This is a genomic window from Jeotgalibacillus sp. S-D1, from assembly GCF_004358665.1.
GTDB lineage: Bacteria > Bacillota > Bacilli > Bacillales > Jeotgalibacillaceae > Jeotgalibacillus.
On record NZ_SMZR01000007.1, the window covers coordinates 68,019 to 84,309 of the forward strand.

The 16,291-nt window shown below is 34.5% G+C and carries 11 protein-coding genes; 1 reads left to right on the plus strand and 10 read right to left on the minus strand.

What is annotated here, in order from left to right:
- Positions 1-102 precede the first annotated feature (102 nt).
- A complete protein-coding gene (gene hsdR / locus E2R51_RS17085) occupies positions 103-3,309 on the minus strand; it encodes a type I restriction-modification system endonuclease (RefSeq protein WP_133378308.1) in 3,207 nt (1,068 codons plus the stop codon).
- A gap of 326 nt (positions 3,310-3,635) precedes the next feature.
- Positions 3,636-4,715, minus strand: a complete 1,080-nt coding sequence (locus E2R51_RS17090) for a DUF4365 domain-containing protein (RefSeq protein WP_165967259.1) — start codon at positions 4,713-4,715, stop codon at positions 3,636-3,638.
- Between the two features lie 1,057 nt (positions 4,716-5,772).
- Here E2R51_RS17090 and E2R51_RS17100 point away from each other — a divergent pair.
- The gene (locus tag E2R51_RS17100; protein ID WP_133378310.1) at positions 5,773-6,708 is read left to right on the plus strand and encodes a hypothetical protein; all 936 of its coding nucleotides are present in this window, start codon (positions 5,773-5,775) and stop codon (positions 6,706-6,708) included.
- 457 nt (positions 6,709-7,165) lie between these two features.
- Here the strand turns inward: E2R51_RS17100 and E2R51_RS17105 are convergent, their stop codons facing one another.
- The 8 genes from E2R51_RS17105 to E2R51_RS17145 form a co-directional block, all read right to left on the minus strand.
- Positions 7,166-7,717, minus strand: a complete 552-nt coding sequence (locus tag E2R51_RS17105) for a recombinase family protein (protein WP_133378311.1) — start codon at positions 7,715-7,717, stop codon at positions 7,166-7,168.
- 617 nt (positions 7,718-8,334) lie between these two features.
- Entirely contained in the window at positions 8,335-9,129 is a 795-nt protein-coding gene (locus tag E2R51_RS17110; protein ID WP_133378312.1) for a BRO family protein, read from the minus strand.
- 272 nt (positions 9,130-9,401) lie between these two features.
- Positions 9,402-11,273 (minus strand): hypothetical protein, encoded by a 1,872-nt coding sequence (locus E2R51_RS17115; RefSeq protein ID WP_133378313.1) that lies wholly within the window; start codon positions 11,271-11,273, stop codon positions 9,402-9,404.
- Between the two features lie 273 nt (positions 11,274-11,546).
- Positions 11,547-12,188 (minus strand): helix-turn-helix domain-containing protein, encoded by a 642-nt coding sequence (locus E2R51_RS17120; protein ID WP_133378314.1) that lies wholly within the window; start codon positions 12,186-12,188, stop codon positions 11,547-11,549.
- 383 nt (positions 12,189-12,571) lie between these two features.
- Positions 12,572-13,564, minus strand: a complete 993-nt coding sequence (locus tag E2R51_RS17125; RefSeq protein ID WP_133378315.1) for an HNH endonuclease — start codon at positions 13,562-13,564, stop codon at positions 12,572-12,574.
- A gap of 566 nt (positions 13,565-14,130) precedes the next feature.
- The gene (locus tag E2R51_RS17130; protein ID WP_133378316.1) at positions 14,131-14,355 is read right to left on the minus strand and encodes a hypothetical protein; all 225 of its coding nucleotides are present in this window, start codon (positions 14,353-14,355) and stop codon (positions 14,131-14,133) included.
- 93 nt (positions 14,356-14,448) lie between these two features.
- Complete coding sequence (locus E2R51_RS17135) at positions 14,449-15,564, minus strand: hypothetical protein (RefSeq protein ID WP_133378317.1); 1,116 nt, start codon at positions 15,562-15,564, stop codon at positions 14,449-14,451.
- 461 nt (positions 15,565-16,025) lie between these two features.
- Positions 16,026-16,271, minus strand: coding sequence for a hypothetical protein (locus E2R51_RS17145; protein ID WP_133378318.1), 246 nt, complete (start codon positions 16,269-16,271; stop codon positions 16,026-16,028).
- Between the last annotated feature and the right edge of the window lie 20 nt (positions 16,272-16,291).

Consider the following 16,291-nt stretch of genomic DNA (forward strand, 5'->3'; position numbering starts at 1 on the left):
AGCACGTTCGAAATTTTGTTTATCATCAACTTAATTACCGTATCAATTAGTCGACGTTTACTATTATAACGTAAAAAAAGCCTCAATAAAGAGGCAAGCGTTTCAACTGATATATAAGTTATCATTGATCGTATTTACCACTCTATCAATGTTGTCTCCAAACTCTCGTTTTAACATCTTATAGCCGCCTTGACTAAGGAATGGTTCTTCTGAAAACGCATCTTGAGAGGTTGGAGCTAAGATAGGGAATTGTAATAATTGCTTTTCAATTCTTTCTAACCATTTTTTCTGCCTAGGAGTCCAATCATGTAAGGAGAATACTTTTTGCATAGCATGCTTAATACGGAAATCATGGGAAACAAGTGCTTCTCCAAGAGCCGCTTGTCGAATAAAACTAATGATGTCTGCCGCAATCTCTTCATTTTTTGTTTGTTTCCAAGCAGTTTGTAAATGTGATTGTTTATATCCCTTTGTCTCTAGTATTGTGATAAGTTCTCTCAAATCTTTTTTAGTTAAGTTTTTTGGTCTTGTACATACGATTTGCAGAGCAGGGATTTCATTTATATTCTCTTGAATATACTGGACGAAACCATCAAGATAATCTTCTGGGCGTTTATTTCCTTCCCCATACCCTCGAATTATTTCTGTTACTTTATCTTCTTTATTAGAAATGTATCGTTTTTCTCCTCTAACTCTGTATGTTTCAATGTACTCAAACAGGACGTTATGTTGTTTTGCAATTTCTGGAGAATATGATTGAACCTCTTTTACCCATTCATCAACCGATTTACCTTTTGACAGCTCTTCAAATTTTTGTTTACCTTCCTCGTTCAACTTTTGTTTTCGACGCTGCAATTTAGCTACTAATTGGTCACGATAAAACGAAGATTCTTCTTCTGTGGTGGAGCGGGTTAACGAATTGTATAAGTCCCCAATGGCAATATTTTTTCTTTTCACAACAGGCTTCATTTCTGTGTATTTTTGTAACTTATCATAAATACCTACGGCATCGTATATATTAAAATGAGATTTTCCTATATCGGGACAAAGCCGAGTTGCACGACCTAGCATTTGATCGTAAAGAATACGTGATTGAATACGGCGTAAAAATACTATGTTTGTAATAGCTGGAACATCTATACCTGTTGTTAATAGATCCACCGTTACTACCACATTTGGTAACCTTTCATTTTTAAGTCTCTTGATGGCTTCTAAAGGCTTATAGATATATCCAGTGATTTTCATAATGGCGTCATCTTCTACCTCATCACCACGTTGTTTAAATGCCTCTTTTAGTAACCTAACTATTAAATCAGCATGCTGGTCAGTAGCAGCAAATATGAGTGTCTTTTCTTTGCTTCTAGGGTCAATGTAATCGACTAATTTATTTAATACCGCTTTATTGAATGGCTCAGTGATAACACGCTTATTAAACTGTTCTACTTCGAAATGAATTGTATCCTCCATTTTCTCTAAAATAACTTCTCCTTCTTCCACATCAAAAACTTCCACTTCTTCATCTTTTTCTAACGTAATACCCATCTGAGATAGTTCAGTTTTAAACAAATAAGGCGGTTCATGGTCAACCAAAAACCCGTCTAATACCGCTTCACTGTAGGAATACTTGAAAATGGGCATACAGAAAATATCTGTTGTATGCAGTGCAGGAGTTGCAGTAAGTCCTAAACACGCTGCATCAAAATAATCAATAACACGTCTATATTGGCTTATATAATCATCCTGGTCTCTGAATTCCAACTCTTCTTCAGACATCTCTTGATCACTGGTATAGCCACGATGTGCTTCGTCCACAATAATGAAATCGTATTGACCAACACTTGGCATTGTTTCATCATTACTGTAAAACAGTCTTCGAACCATACCTTGAACCGTAGCAATTTGTACTTTTGTAGCAACCTCTGGGGTTATGTCTTCTAAGGATTTCACATCATAAATATCTGCAAATGATAGTCCTTCAATTTTGGTATCTTTGAGTGCATCTTCCGTCTGTTTTCCTAAAGAGTTGCGGTCAACTAGAAAAAGGATACGACGACACTTCTTTGTCTTAATTAAACGATACATCAATGCGATAGCTGTTCGGGTCTTACCTGTACCAGTTGCCATTGCAATAAGCATACGTCTAGTTCCTTCAATTAAAGCCGCTTCAGCGGACAGAACAGCATTCTGTTGATACTGGCGCAGTCCAAATTTTGTTATATCTTCTTCTTTAAGCTTTTGATTAGCACCCTGATCTTCCTGACTTAACAGAAGCTGTAAATCATCGGGAGAATGCCACCCTTCTAAAGGACGAGCATGTTTGGTGGGTTTACGTGCATCCCAAAACCAGATACCCGATTCCTCTTGTAATTGCTTCAGATAAGGCCTACCATTTGTTGCATACAAAAAAGGAACTTTATAGTCTTTAATTGGAGGCAGCAAAGTTTCATTTCCAATTACTTTAACATTTTTTGCATATACCTTTGTTTGACTATCTAAGGCACTAGGAATGGTTTTCTTTTTTGCTTTTGCTTCTATTAAGCCAACAAGCCTAAGACCGATAAACAGCGCATAGTCAACTCTGCCACCCTCTACTTTCCACTCTGCAATTGCCATGTTCCGATTTTTTCTGGGGAGCGTACCATTTTTGTGATGGTTAAGTACATTTGTGTCTGCTTCCCATCCTGCCAAACGTAACTTTTCATCAATAATAATACGTGTTTCTGGTTCTGTTAATTGATTAAGACGTATAAAGTTTTTTGATCTATTCTTACGCTTCGTTTTTACATCCTCTTGCTCCAAATCTGCTTGTTGCAGAATTGCTTCAACGTTCTCATCGAGTTGTTTCTCTTTCTCCACAAATTCCTGCTGAAGTTTTCTTGTATCCAGTACCATTTGTTCCTGGGGTTCTTTGTACTCTTGAGGTTGGAAGTCCCAATCACCGTAAACCTCCATAAACCAATTAGACAAACGAAAAGTTAACTGCAACAAAGCTTTTGCTTCTTCTGTTTTTCCATAACCAGCTTCATGCATTGCTAGATTCCCTTTGCGTCGAAGAGTTTCAAATATATCAATTAATTCATTTTCTAATAAGCCTTCTCTACGTAACGTATTAATACGTTCTACTTGACTAGTACCATAAACTTCCCGAATGTTTTCGGATGCAAGAATAAATCTTGCTATTGTCTCTGCAAATAATCGGAGCTTCATCACTGTCGTCTGGGGGTCATGATATACATTTTTCTCCGCTGTTTCTCCCAAATTAGCAAGTACATCCCATTTCCCTTGAAAAAATGAAAAGTTGCTACCCATATATAATCACCGTTCCCTTAAAAGGTTTTGTGCTACCATTATACTACAGGTATACAAAAAATGGGTTAAAAGGAAAGTGAATAATAGTCGCTCCCCTATCAGAGTGAATAAAATCAATATTTCATTAATTGTCGTCATCTACTTTACTCCACAAAAAAAGCATCTAACCATATTTAGGTTAGATGCTCGATCTAAAGTTTTTGGAATGTTTTAAAGGTAGAACCATCACCTAAGGCCTTTAACGTGTTAAAGGCCTTATACTACATTATGTGAAAGTCCTTAACCTATGAACTAATAATGTAACTAACCGTTTACCTCCAGATATATTAGCCATCTTTTGGAACATTAACTGGTCTTACACAATGGATAAAAAATATAGTTCCTCTATTAGGATAATAAGACCAAAATTCTTCATAGAAAAAATCATCAAGCATGTATCCGTCAATCTCCATTTCAAGTTCGTCTCTTTTATCTGAAAAATCCATATCTTTTTTATCAATATACTTTTCTCTTAGTTTACAATAGTAGTATAAATGAAAATAAAGCTCCATATCATATTTTTCCATCAAAGTCTGAGGAAGATTCAGATTCCTCATATGTACTGGATAAGTATCGTATAATATACTCAAGGCAGTTAAACCTGCCATTGAAAAAGAATTGCCTTCACGAAGTACCATCCGCATTACATCATCTAAAGTAAAATAATCTCCGAATTCACGACAGACAGTATAAAGTGTATCTTGAAGTGTCTCCCCTTCTGGTGTGCCACGGAGATTTTGTCCTAATTCTTCCCCCTTTGTTAATATGTCATCTATTTGAATAAACTGTCGAGCAAATTCTTGACCTTCATTTGCCATCTTATTAATTAGGAATTCTTCCATTTCATTATCTTTGAATTTTGTAGAAGATTGAATTAGCTTGTTTATTAATTGTGTATGCCTAACCCATGTCCCTTGTTGAGCAACTGTTTTTAGTTGTCCATTTAATCCCCAATGCAATTCCTTTATCAAAGGGATTTTTATAACGATAGTTGAGTGTTTACTATCGTATAATTCTTCTCTATTCCTTTCAACCCATTCTTGCAGGTATACATAATATGCTTTTTCATTCTTTGTATCTGCAACTACGAATATAACTGGTAAATCATAATCTAAAAATTTCTTTATATACTCCTTGTCCTCTCTATAATGAATCAATTTCTCTTTTATAGTTAGAGAATCTGTTGACTTTACTTGTACTTTCATTAGATTTCCATTTGGAGCAGGTTCGGCTAACTCTACTTCTATATCAACTCCATAATCCATTTGCTGCAACCTAGCCAACCAGCTTCTTGTTTTTACAATTAAATATGCAACAAAGATCTCCCCGACTTCACCTATTATTTTTGAGTCATTTCGCTTATTCATAAAGCTACCTCCTATTTGTAAGACCATATTATCTCATTAATTATTACAATTCTAAGTAGTTCCATTCTATAGCTACACATGTGGCTTTTTAGAATAAATGATAAAAAAATCACTTTTCAAAGTTAACAGTGGTTTATTTAAAGGCTTTACATAGCTAAGCAGTTTACTAGTTTACTGTTTTTTATTATATTTTCATTTAACATAAAATTCAATATGAGTAATTTATTTCATTGTATACTGAACCGCATTAAAACTTTCTCGCATCGGATAATTTTACACTCTTTAATATAGATTGAGCTGCTAGTTGTATGGTATTGCCGCCATATCAATTCCACTTGTTGGTCCTTCGCCCCACTTAGAATGTGGAAAACACCCCCTAACTCCTCAACTTATAGAAAGAGACCTTGCGATAGAATGTAGCCTTATACATATTTGACCTCTTCATTGCTTAAACAGCAGTAATTTTTCCTACTTTCCATTCTATATAAGCTTGTTCAAATTCAATTCTAATAAACGTTTTAGTTCGTCCTAAGTGTTTACCACCGTACAAAAAATCAACCCTGAACACTTATTCTACCGCCCCACAAATTGCGCAAAAAGTGTAGCTTTAGATACAAAGCTACTAAAATAAAAAAACCTCTGACAAAGTTGTCAGAAGCTGCAAAAATTTCAAAATATTTTAACTATACTCGTTGACAAACAGGAACAACCATCTTACAATTAAGTGAGATGGGTCTAGGTAAATAGCCTATTAAAATTCTACTGTTCTTTTTAGTGTCTGATGTTAGCGCATCAGATTTGGTTCTTTTCACAAACGATTGATTTTTGATTACGATTATCATAATACATCATCAAGTTTGTCGAAAGCAAGACATTTTTACTGGAAAATAACGACAAATTTCATCATGATCATTATTTTGATACCCTTTATCATTCGTTAAATTGAGGTGAATCCTTCTATAAAGGCAGTTTTTCATGGAGGGTAGCGATACATTTTTCTTAATAGCTATTTACTTACTCATCCACAAAAATTTAATGGATAGAGGAGTATTAAATCATGTTGATTACAAAAAAAAGGATTAAGAACTGTAGTAAATATATTGCCCATATTGAGGAAGGTAAAACCGCTTTGATCGGTTTACCCGTGACAGATGATATTTCAGCTCGACTAAAAGAAATTGGTTTTAACACGATGAACGCTGGTGAAAGTCTAGTACCATCACCAAAATTGGGTACAGTCAGCAAATTTAATGCAATCGGTAAAGATCTTCCACAGAAACACTTGCCGATGGAAACAGTATATCGCCAACAAAATTGGGAATGGGAAGACTGGAATGGAACAACTTATTCCCGTACCGTGGACATTCCATACAAAAGGTATCCAAGAATATGGACTCCTGCACCATGGGTCTCGTTGACCATTATCCAGTCTGGAGAAAAGAAATTCATTACAGCTGGAGATAGTTTTACCAAAAGTCTTACTCCTGAAGAAGACATTACCCATCGCATTAACTTAATGTTACAGCTTTTCAAAAGGGTAGAGATTCTACAAGAAAATCTCGAACGGTATGAAGTTCCACGGATTGAAAGGCTTGGTTGGGATGTCCTCCCTACAGGAAGTATGCCATGGGAACAATTCAAGCCGAAGCTAACCCCTTTGCTGGAAAAGTCATCAAAAGGCAAAAAGAAAATCATTGCTGACCGTTTGGAATCAGTATCAAAGCACCAGCCTGATTTTCACGCAATCGGAACAAACGGCTATCGAGGATATGTTATCTTCGGATTCACCAAGTTAAATCTATATATATTCGAAACTGCTGAATACGGAAACGCAACTTATGTTTTCGAGGGTGATTGGAAAACTCTCTCAGGAATGACCAAGGCTGAAATCATAGCTGGAAATTTACACAAACACCGATTTGTCCATCAAGAGGGCTGGACAAAACAGATAGACACTCTGTTTCCAAACAACCCTAACCAACGGATTTCTTAAAATTAAAGGCAGGGTAAGCAACATACCCTGCCTTTAGTTTTTTTACAATGTGAAAAGGTTTAATACAATATAACTTTTAATAAATCAATGTTTTAAAATGTTTACTGGAGATAACTTGTTTCTTTATTAACTAGGAGTTAAAGATGAGTATCTAGTCAGCAAATGTGCTTATGATATAGTTGCCGTTCTAAACGAGGCGAATAACGAGCAACTGCCGAGGAGGAACGAAGCAATAGCGGAGTGACGGGCGTGTTCAAATAGTTCGTACTTTGTAATTCAACAATATAATAGTTGAAACTCATCCTTTTAAAACATATGTTCATGTGGAATCTTCATTACGTGTGAATGAACCAACTATGTGGTTATCACGTTTATAGCCCCACTAAATAAGTGGAAATACACCCCCACTTCGATTACAAAGGAATAAGAACCCTTTGTGAGTCTCTTATTAACTCACTTATTGATGCTCTTTGATTAACTTGTCTAATGTTGGTCTTGATACACTTAATTCCTTTGCAAGTTGAGATTTGGACACTTCTCGATTCATGTATCTTTGATATTGTTTGTTGAAGTCTGAGATGGATATTTCTTTTCGTCCCTTGTACTTTCCTGCTGCTTTTGCTATTGCGATTCCTTCACGTTGTCTTTCAAGCATATTTTCACGTTCAAAATCATTAATTGCGCTAATCATCTTTAACATCAATCTACCTGTTGCGGTTGAAGTATCAATATTTTCTTTAATGGAAACCAATTGAACTCCTTTCGATTCTAATAGTTCAACTAGCTCTAATAAGTCCTTTGTGGATCGTGCTAATCGTGAAAAGTCTGCAACATAGATTGTGTCTCCTTCTCTTGCAAAGTCCAACATCTCTTGTAATTCGGGTCTATTTGTATTCTTAGCAGACACCTTTTCTTGATATACCTTATCTATTCTAAACTGCTCTATCACTTTAACTTGCCTTGCTTCATTCTGTTCAACTGTTGATACTCTGATATATGCTATGTTCATATTCAACTTTCCTTCCGTACGTATTAATAAGTTAACAATAGCATATTGTAAAAATAGGTTCAAAGACTTTGTTTACAATATGCAAATTAATAAGATCTACGATTTCTGATTTACAACTTTCTGATGTTTAGAAATTGTAAAGTTATAGCACGCTCTAGATTTACATACAACTTACCAAAAACAACATCATAAAGCAGAGATATCTATTCTATTGATATCACTTTAAAATAGGATACGCCTCTGTTATCGGTTACCATTGTCGAACTACATCAGTTTATTACTATATGTTTTATCGCTTTATCACATTAAATCATATCAAATACTTTAGTCGTGTCGGAAAATTAACGAATGTTTGTTTGAGAATGAGTGTGGTTTCTGAATCATGACAACCACTAACTCATAACTCCTCAACAGGGCTTCATATAGTCCATAGATTTAGTCCTATACTGCCGTCAGCACAATACAAAATATAAAGAAGCGTTTCCTTTTAGTACAGAAACGCAGCTTATTTCCTTGAAGAAAGACTGACCTTTGGTATTTGCACAAGTAGAAAAGGTACTGCCACTTATTATTTCAGTAATCATACCAATAACATGGAAATGTACTATAGGCTTTAGTTACACAACCTTATTTCTTAATTCTCGCTTACTTTCTCTAATAAGTCTGTCAATTATATAAATCTCGCCATATGAAGTTACCTTTGTTACTCGTTCATTTCTTCTAGTATTTTTTACATACTTTATTTTGACCGTAAGGATATTCCTCTCTAATGCAAGTTGCGTTGGTTCTGTGCTATTTTTCTTAACAAAACCCCAATCACGCAATTTTTGGTACAATCTTTTCCCGCCAATATCAATACCGTTTTCTTTATCAAATGCTAAATGAGCAACATCATTAACGGATTTGTATTCACCATCAGATACTATATGTTTAAAGGTATCAAGCATAGGTTCGTAAATAGCATTTGCCCTTGCAAGTTCTTTTTCAGCTAGTTGTCTTGCTGCTTGCTCGGATTTGATTTTCTCCAATAATTCAATTGCAAAATCTGAATTGCTAAGCATGTTGTCAATTGTTTCAGCAGTTGCATAAATACCATGCTTGCGGATTGATTTTAGAATCTGCTTAACCTCCTTCTTAAACTTCTTCGCAATTGGCTTGCGTGACTGCAGTAGTAATTCATAAAGTCCATCTTCTGTTAAGAACCACATTTCACGATTTTGCCCTGACACGTATAATATACATTTCAGCTTTTCTTCGTCATCAACCAAACCGACCATTCTTGATAAATCTGTATGTCCAATCCATTCAGCTACATTTTTAGCTAGGAAGAGGGGATTTTTAGCATCCCCATACATTCTAAATTGCTTTCCTAATACTTCCTGTTCATTAAATACTGTTACTTGATTTGCCATAATATATAATCATCCTTTTTTCACTATAGTTTTTATTTGGTATGAGAAGCAGAACTCCAGTTTCAAATCCCACTCATGATTATTGCTATTAATTACACGGTTGTCTTAGATGTCTAATACTTTCACATAATCCCAATAATTATCATTTGCCACTTTTGCGTAGCATGACTATATAAGGAACATGATAGGTGTATACATCATGTTGAAATTCCTATGAACTTTAAAACTCTAAAGCAACCGTGACTTTTATTTATCTATTCTATATAATGTCTTTAACAAATTAATTTTTTATTTTCTTCAACTTGTATCGGACGGCAATCCTTTACAAGTTTTTTTCTGATCATTTTTGGAAAGCTTGACTTACTCATTTCTTCTTCTGTTATGCCCATCTCTTCTTTTAACTTATTGTTAGATGGGATTATCTCCAAGTCATAAGCATCCACCATCTCGGCTATACAACGTTTGAATTGCTTTGTTTTGAATTCTTGCTGCCCCTTAAAGTATAAATTCACCATATCTAAAATTTCTTTCTCAGTTGTCCAACCTTTACTTTGTATTAATTTAAGCGTATTAAACTGTATACTAGATACTACTTCCTCGTTCAGTTCTGCGATTTCTTTTCCTTTGTCCTGAGGAAAGACCCTGTCTGCTTCTTCTCTTCCAAAGGTTCTCATAATTCCTTCATATGATATAGTTCTACCTGTACAACCTTTATCCAACCAAACCCTACACATTTCATCGATTTGGTGGAAGAACTGGTAAGTATACATTGGTAGCTCATATGTATTACTCCTATATTGAAAATGATTTTCTCTTTTGTTTCTTTGATGGATTTTCAAAAGTTCTTCTGGTAATTCTGTTTCATCTAATTTTCTTATTACTTTGAAAAGAGTAAAGAAATTCATTCTTGTACCAGTGGCACTTGTGCTTCTACCGAAGTGCTGTGCTAAGGTTCTTATACTGTGATAAAACACAATTTTTGGGTCTGTATCATTAGTAATGAATTCTTTAGCTAGGTCTAACAACATATATAAGTCCAGGAGATGTCCGTACTTACTAAATACCTTGCAGAAGTGTGGATAAATTTCTTCAAGTACCTCTGACATCAATAACTCTTTATAAATATCTATGGTTTCCTTAAACTCCTTAACCGCTTCACTCTCATATATCTCTATCATATAAAGTTCCATTAAGAATTTCTTTGACTCTACGACAGAGCATTCTAACAGCCTCTGTACCACATGAAGGATTGTTCCTATGAATGGATTACTTGATGAATGGCACTTATAAAGCCAATGGCCATTTTTTCTATGAGATTGATATATTGAAGCACTTGGACTATCTTCGTCATGAAAGATATCAATGAAGTTGCCTTCTGTTCTAATACCTAAGAAGGCTCTTAAGTCTTGTTTCTTAAGATAGTCAAGTACCTCATTACTTGATAATGTTACTGGTTCAATATGAAGTAGTTCTTGTAGCTTCTCAGTTTTCCCATTACCTATCAACTCAACATAATTTGTATATAAGTTACTATGGGAAGCTTCAGGTTTCGTGTGAACCCTTGTGACGGACATATCCAGATTACCCTTTATGTCCTGCAAAGGGGTTCTATTTAGGATAGCGAAGCTGGATACCTTTAACCGATTATTGAAATTAAATGAACTAGCTTCTTTACCGCCAAAGAAGAGTCGGCTACCATCTCGACAGGCTCGGTCTGCTTGGGGATAACACCTAAGCAAATCATCTATAATATACTCAAAAACTTTATATTGAGTTAGAGGCTTGTCCAATACAAAAACTACTCGAAATTTATGATGATTTTCCTTATGTCTAAACGTTGTGTAGAGGAACACAGCATTGTGTTTAAAGAATTCATCATTGATTGCCTCGTCTAATGTAAGACCCTCATCAAAATCTAAAGCTATTACTTGTTGTGATTCCCAATTTGCCTTTGATCTTTTTATACTATCTCCTATGGACTTAAAGGTTGCAGGAATGAATGTTTTTCCTTTTGTAACCTCTTCAGCTAGCTTTGCAGCATCAATTTCAACAGGATTGCACTGGATAATACGGTTATTAATCAGACCAATTTCTCTCCCGCTAGGCTTGGATAAATAGTCAACTGTATCTAGGAGTATTTTCATCCGACCTCTCCTCCACTAAACATATACAGTGATAGCAAAGAAGTTGTTTCTGTCTTTCCATAGATTGTAATTACTACTTGAATCATTCGGCTTTTAAATAATTTTTCCAATTTAATTCCCTTTTCTGATGACTAGGTTTCGCTATTATTAGCAGCCATCTATTTCACTCCCTTCATGTTTTAGTTAGAAATTGAATCTGTAATGCTCGAAATTATTAACTTAGGATTACACATAGGATGATGTGTGTTATTTACTTCTGAGAGACGTGGTTAATCAATCTTCTGTATCCAGAATAATTTTAATCCAATCATCTTCGCCACTAAACATGTCATGTTTTTGTAGCAGTTCCTTCAAGTCTTTATTCAATTCATTTGTCATGTCATTCATGTTAATGAATTTAAGCAATTCTGTTACAGCCTCTACCTTTTTAACATTCTTCTGTTGGAATGTACCATTCAATGTACCTAAACCGAGTAAGTAAAGTTCATTACTAGAAGAATTTAATTCCTCCAGATAACTGTCATCCTGTAACAATGATTTTGTTATCTTCAACTCCCTTTCTCTGTCCATAAGTACCTCAATCGCTTCTCTATGTTGATAATAAGGGTCTAAGGTAAATGGATTGCCTTCATCATCCAATGGTTCTTCCGTATGTTTAGCCGATAATTCTTGGAAGTATGCTCGTTCAATCTCCAATTCATCTACCTCATCTATTTCTTTTTGAAATAAATCCTTATTTACATGACTGAACTCAGAGAGTTTTGATAGTTGTTCAATCCGCTCTTTAGGAATTTTCCTTTTTCCTTTTAACCAATCATAAATAGTTTGCCTACCTATCCCTAGTTCCTTTGCTATCTGGTTAACGCTCAAACCAAATGTTTTAGCAAGCTTTTCAAGACCTATAATGGTAATCACTCCCTAACACCTTTGACTTACACTTGTAAGCCTATATAAGTTATATCACGACTTACATTTGTAAGTCAAGACTATTTCTGTTATTTTCTTTGAATTAAAATTCACCAGCCCTTCCTCTTTACTGATTAGTTAAATTCAAAGGTTATTTTTGTTCTAAGTAAAAAGAGAATAGCTACAATCGCTATCCTCTCACTACTATTATTTAACAATTCCCTTGAACGCTGCACTATTAATTACGTTTTAAAGAACAATGCGTCGGAATTTATAAGAAAATAAGAGGAGTTTCAACAATTTCTAACGTTCTATATACTCCTCAAACAGTCTGGTATCGGATTATTTTTAATAACATAGGTGTGATTTATAGTGGAATAACCCCATTAATGCTATTTAGCTATCTCATTTGCTTTCTGTCTAGGATTTGTTAGATATACTGGTGTATCATACAACTCTTGCCAAGTACGCCCCTTATATAAATCTTGAACCATTGCAATAGAACAACCAACCTCTTGAGAAATTTTAGTCAAAGTCCAATTAGTATTAATTAGATTTTCATGAACCTTTTTTGCAATTGCTATATTTTTAGTTCGAAATCTTACATCCCTAGCTGGCCTTTGGTACAGCTCTTTCCATCTGTCACCCTTGTATATCTTTTGAACTTTTCCATAAGATAGTCCTGTTTCATCTGCAATCTCCCTTAAGGATTTATCAGTATTAAATAACAATTGTACTACTTTAATCGCCTTTTCCCTTTGTTTTTGCGTAACTTTGTTAACTTGCTCCTTAAATACAATCTTTTCTTTAGTAAATTTGTAATGATGGCTGTCCCCTGTATGCTCTTTTCTATGACACGGCTCACATAGACTCATTAAATTTTCAAGTATATTTGCCTCTTCATATTTTTCAAAATAAACAAACGGGGTTTTATGGTGAACAGACAATTCCTGTCCGTACTCCACTTCTGATATTCCACATTTTAAACAACAGTAATTATCTCTTTTTCTAGCAAGCCTTCTTTGATTTAGCCAATCAGCACCGTAGTACTTTTTCCTACCAGTTTGAATTATTCCTAGATTATTTTCTTGTGGAAACACAGACATCGCTAAATTATGGCACTTTTTTGAACAATATTTTCCTATAATCTTATCGGTTGGCATCTTCCAAAACGGCTTATCACACATCTTACATAATCTATAATGACCTTTCATTTTTTTCCACGATAATGCTAAGCGTTGACAATAATTACAACAAGTTGTTGTACCATCCTTTTGACTTTTCGGCAAATGAAACGGGCGTTGACAGATAACACAATCCCTTTTAACAAGAGTAATATATTTCTTATGTGAATAATCCCTTAATTTGAATATATCAAGTTCCATATTGCTTCCCCTTTTCGTAAATTATTTATAATTATTATATAAGAAGAACAAATATTAATCAACTGAATATTCTGACTATTAAACAAAAGTATTGCAAATCAATTAATTTTAATAATTTTGTTTAGTATTTAAAATTAGTCAAAACAAAAATATATTATATCAAAGTAATTTTAAACACAAAAAAAGAGCAGTATATACATACCGCTCTCTTTAACATCTTATTCCTGCACCTTTCTATATTGTTTGATTCTCTAGCTTGCTAAATATGTACTAGTTAGCTTTGCTGTACCCCATCTACCTATTCTGGCCATTAGATTCCTCCTAGAACAGTAGTCAAAGGAACGTCTGCAGGTACAACCTCTTAACGCCTAGGTCATATCCTAAAATGATATCCTCAAGCTCCTGTTATGTGTAGAAGTAGCACAAAGAGAAGTCGATGAATTTAATAATGCCTAAAAGTAGGGTATTTCGCATTCTGTTGAATATGTACCTTGTCTAATCAAAGTACAGGTAAATTCTTTTGCAAAAAACAAAAAGAGTGCTTTAATTAGCACTCTTTTCTAAGATTACTTTTCACGATTATTTGCTTTCCGAGACAATTCAGCAACTTTATCATTTCCATCTTGTTCAATTTGTTGCTCGTAACCAATAGTTAAATCTCCAACACTGCACTCTACACTGAATGTTCCATTCATCAACAAACCACCACTTAACATTGTAATCAACAAAACTCCCTTTAATTTAGTCGCTGAATTTTTGAATGTCTCAAGGAGTTTTGACTCGGAAAACAAATAATCTCCTCCCAATTTATTATACCAAATAATGGATAATATGTAAAGTTCAACTACTACAACATAACATTAATAAAAAGAAAACGATTGATGTTATGTTTCTCTATCTTCATCCTTTTTGTAGGATTCTTCCGATAAGTCTCTTGGATGTGTATAACAATAGTTAACATAATCTCTATACTCTTTTACTGTCATTTCATTAAGTTCAGCTAAGTATTTAAGTGCAGTATGCCACTTCTTAATATCTAGCTGAGCCGCAACGTCCTTATTCTGTACCCATTCGAAAGGGTTATAATGATTTTTTGAGATGTTCAAACTTGAAGCAATAGGCAACATGTTGCTTAAAGTTGTACCTCCATGACCTGTAGCCAAACAGATAAAATGATCTAAATGCGTACCCTCATCTAAATTGCTAATGGCACACCTATTAAAGCGATTTAATATCTCGAATGCTTGTGCAGTTGCGAGATCAGAAGGTAACTGTTTTAACCTAGCTCTTCTTCTTTGTCCGCTCGCTACCTTTACGTGAGGGTTCTCCTTATAATACTTACGTTTACTTTCCTTAATTTTATCAGCATTCTCTTGACGAAATTGTTTACGCTGTTCTCTTATTCGTTGACCATTGTCTTCCTGCCATTGTTTTTTGTATGCTGCAATTACTTCTGCATTTTTTTTTGCATATAATCGCTTCCTCTCTGCTATTATTTGAGTGTTTTTAACTATGTATTTTTTGTTTCTTTCTTTTATTACATCTATATTTTCCAAATAGTACTGTTTATTACGTTCTCTAATTTTTTCTGCATGCTTACTGTAGTAGTGACGTGCTTTCCCATTTTGATCGTCTTTATTTTCAAAATGCCAACGACTCTTTCTCTCCCTTATAGCTTCTGCGTTCAATTGTTGATATTGACGCATATACTCCCTAATACGATCTTTATTGGCTTCTCGATACCTACAATCCCTTTCTTTGAAAGCTTCCTTATTCTCTTCTCTGTATCGTTTTTTAGTAGCTGCAACCTTTTCAGCATTATTCTTTAAATATTCCTTATTCTCCTTAGCTCTGCACACCTTACAGGCTGATTGCTTACCGAATTTTCCTTTTTTATCGTTGCTATATTCTTCTAATTTCTTAATGCTACCGCATTTTGTACATTCCTTATGACAAGCACCGTCAATGTTTATTAATTCGATTCTCTTTCGCATGGCCATTACAACATCCCCTTAAATGAGGTGTATATCAACTTTTTTTAACTATATCATGATTTAAACTATCATAAGTTTGAAGGGACACTTATGATAGTTTAAAAATTTTACGACAATTTTCGCGCTACAGCATCCCTTAACTGGACAAAATTACTCAAATCCAGTAGAGATAGCAAAACTTTAACATCCTGCTCTGTAGCACCTTCTTTAATCTTTTGATCAACATTAATATTAATGGTTTTCCAAAACTTTATTTCAATCCAACCGTTATCAAAACATCTAGAGACTTGTTTTTGTAGGATGAAAAGCACCTAATATCTGTCTCATATCGGAGATTTATTACAGCGTAGCGTGCGGCTTAAGGTGCTATCCGCCTATTCTACAAGAAGAAGATCAATAAATGTAAAAATAGCCCCCCTCCTTTATCAAAGTCCACTTATCTTTGCAGCCTCTTCCTCTTTTGATAACTATTGCACTTCTAATTGAGTAATTTTTTGCTCAGCATCGTTCAAAGCTTTTTCTGCTTCATTCAAATTTACTTGAGCCTTAATCATGTCGTCCAGCACCATGCAATTGATAAAAATAAAAAGAGACGCCTTATTAAGACATCTCTTTCTCAGCAGATTACCGTGGTCACACCCTGCAATATTTTTTGTTTTTGTGGTCACACATTTGGTCACATTCTTTACAAAAAAAGCTGTTCTCGTGGTCACAAATACTCCATTTTCATGTG

Excerpts from the sequence above, each read along its gene's own strand:
- E2R51_RS17125 (WP_133378315.1), bottom strand. The coding sequence starts at position 13,564 with ATGGAACTTGATATATTCAAATTAAGGGATTATTCACATAAGAAATAT.
- E2R51_RS17090 (WP_165967259.1), bottom strand. The coding sequence starts at position 4,715 with ATGAATAAGCGAAATGACTCAAAAATAATAGGTGAAGTCGGGGAGATC.
- E2R51_RS17100 (WP_133378310.1), top strand. The coding sequence starts at position 5,773 with ATGTTGATTACAAAAAAAAGGATTAAGAACTGTAGTAAATATATTGCC.
- E2R51_RS17135 (WP_133378317.1), bottom strand. The coding sequence starts at position 15,564 with ATGGCCATGCGAAAGAGAATCGAATTAATAAACATTGACGGTGCTTGT.
- E2R51_RS17105 (WP_133378311.1), bottom strand. The coding sequence starts at position 7,717 with ATGAACATAGCATATATCAGAGTATCAACAGTTGAACAGAATGAAGCA.
- hsdR (WP_133378308.1), bottom strand. The coding sequence starts at position 3,309 with ATGGGTAGCAACTTTTCATTTTTTCAAGGGAAATGGGATGTACTTGCT.
- E2R51_RS17115 (WP_133378313.1), bottom strand. The coding sequence starts at position 11,273 with ATGAAAATACTCCTAGATACAGTTGACTATTTATCCAAGCCTAGCGGG.
- E2R51_RS17110 (WP_133378312.1), bottom strand. The coding sequence starts at position 9,129 with ATGGCAAATCAAGTAACAGTATTTAATGAACAGGAAGTATTAGGAAAG.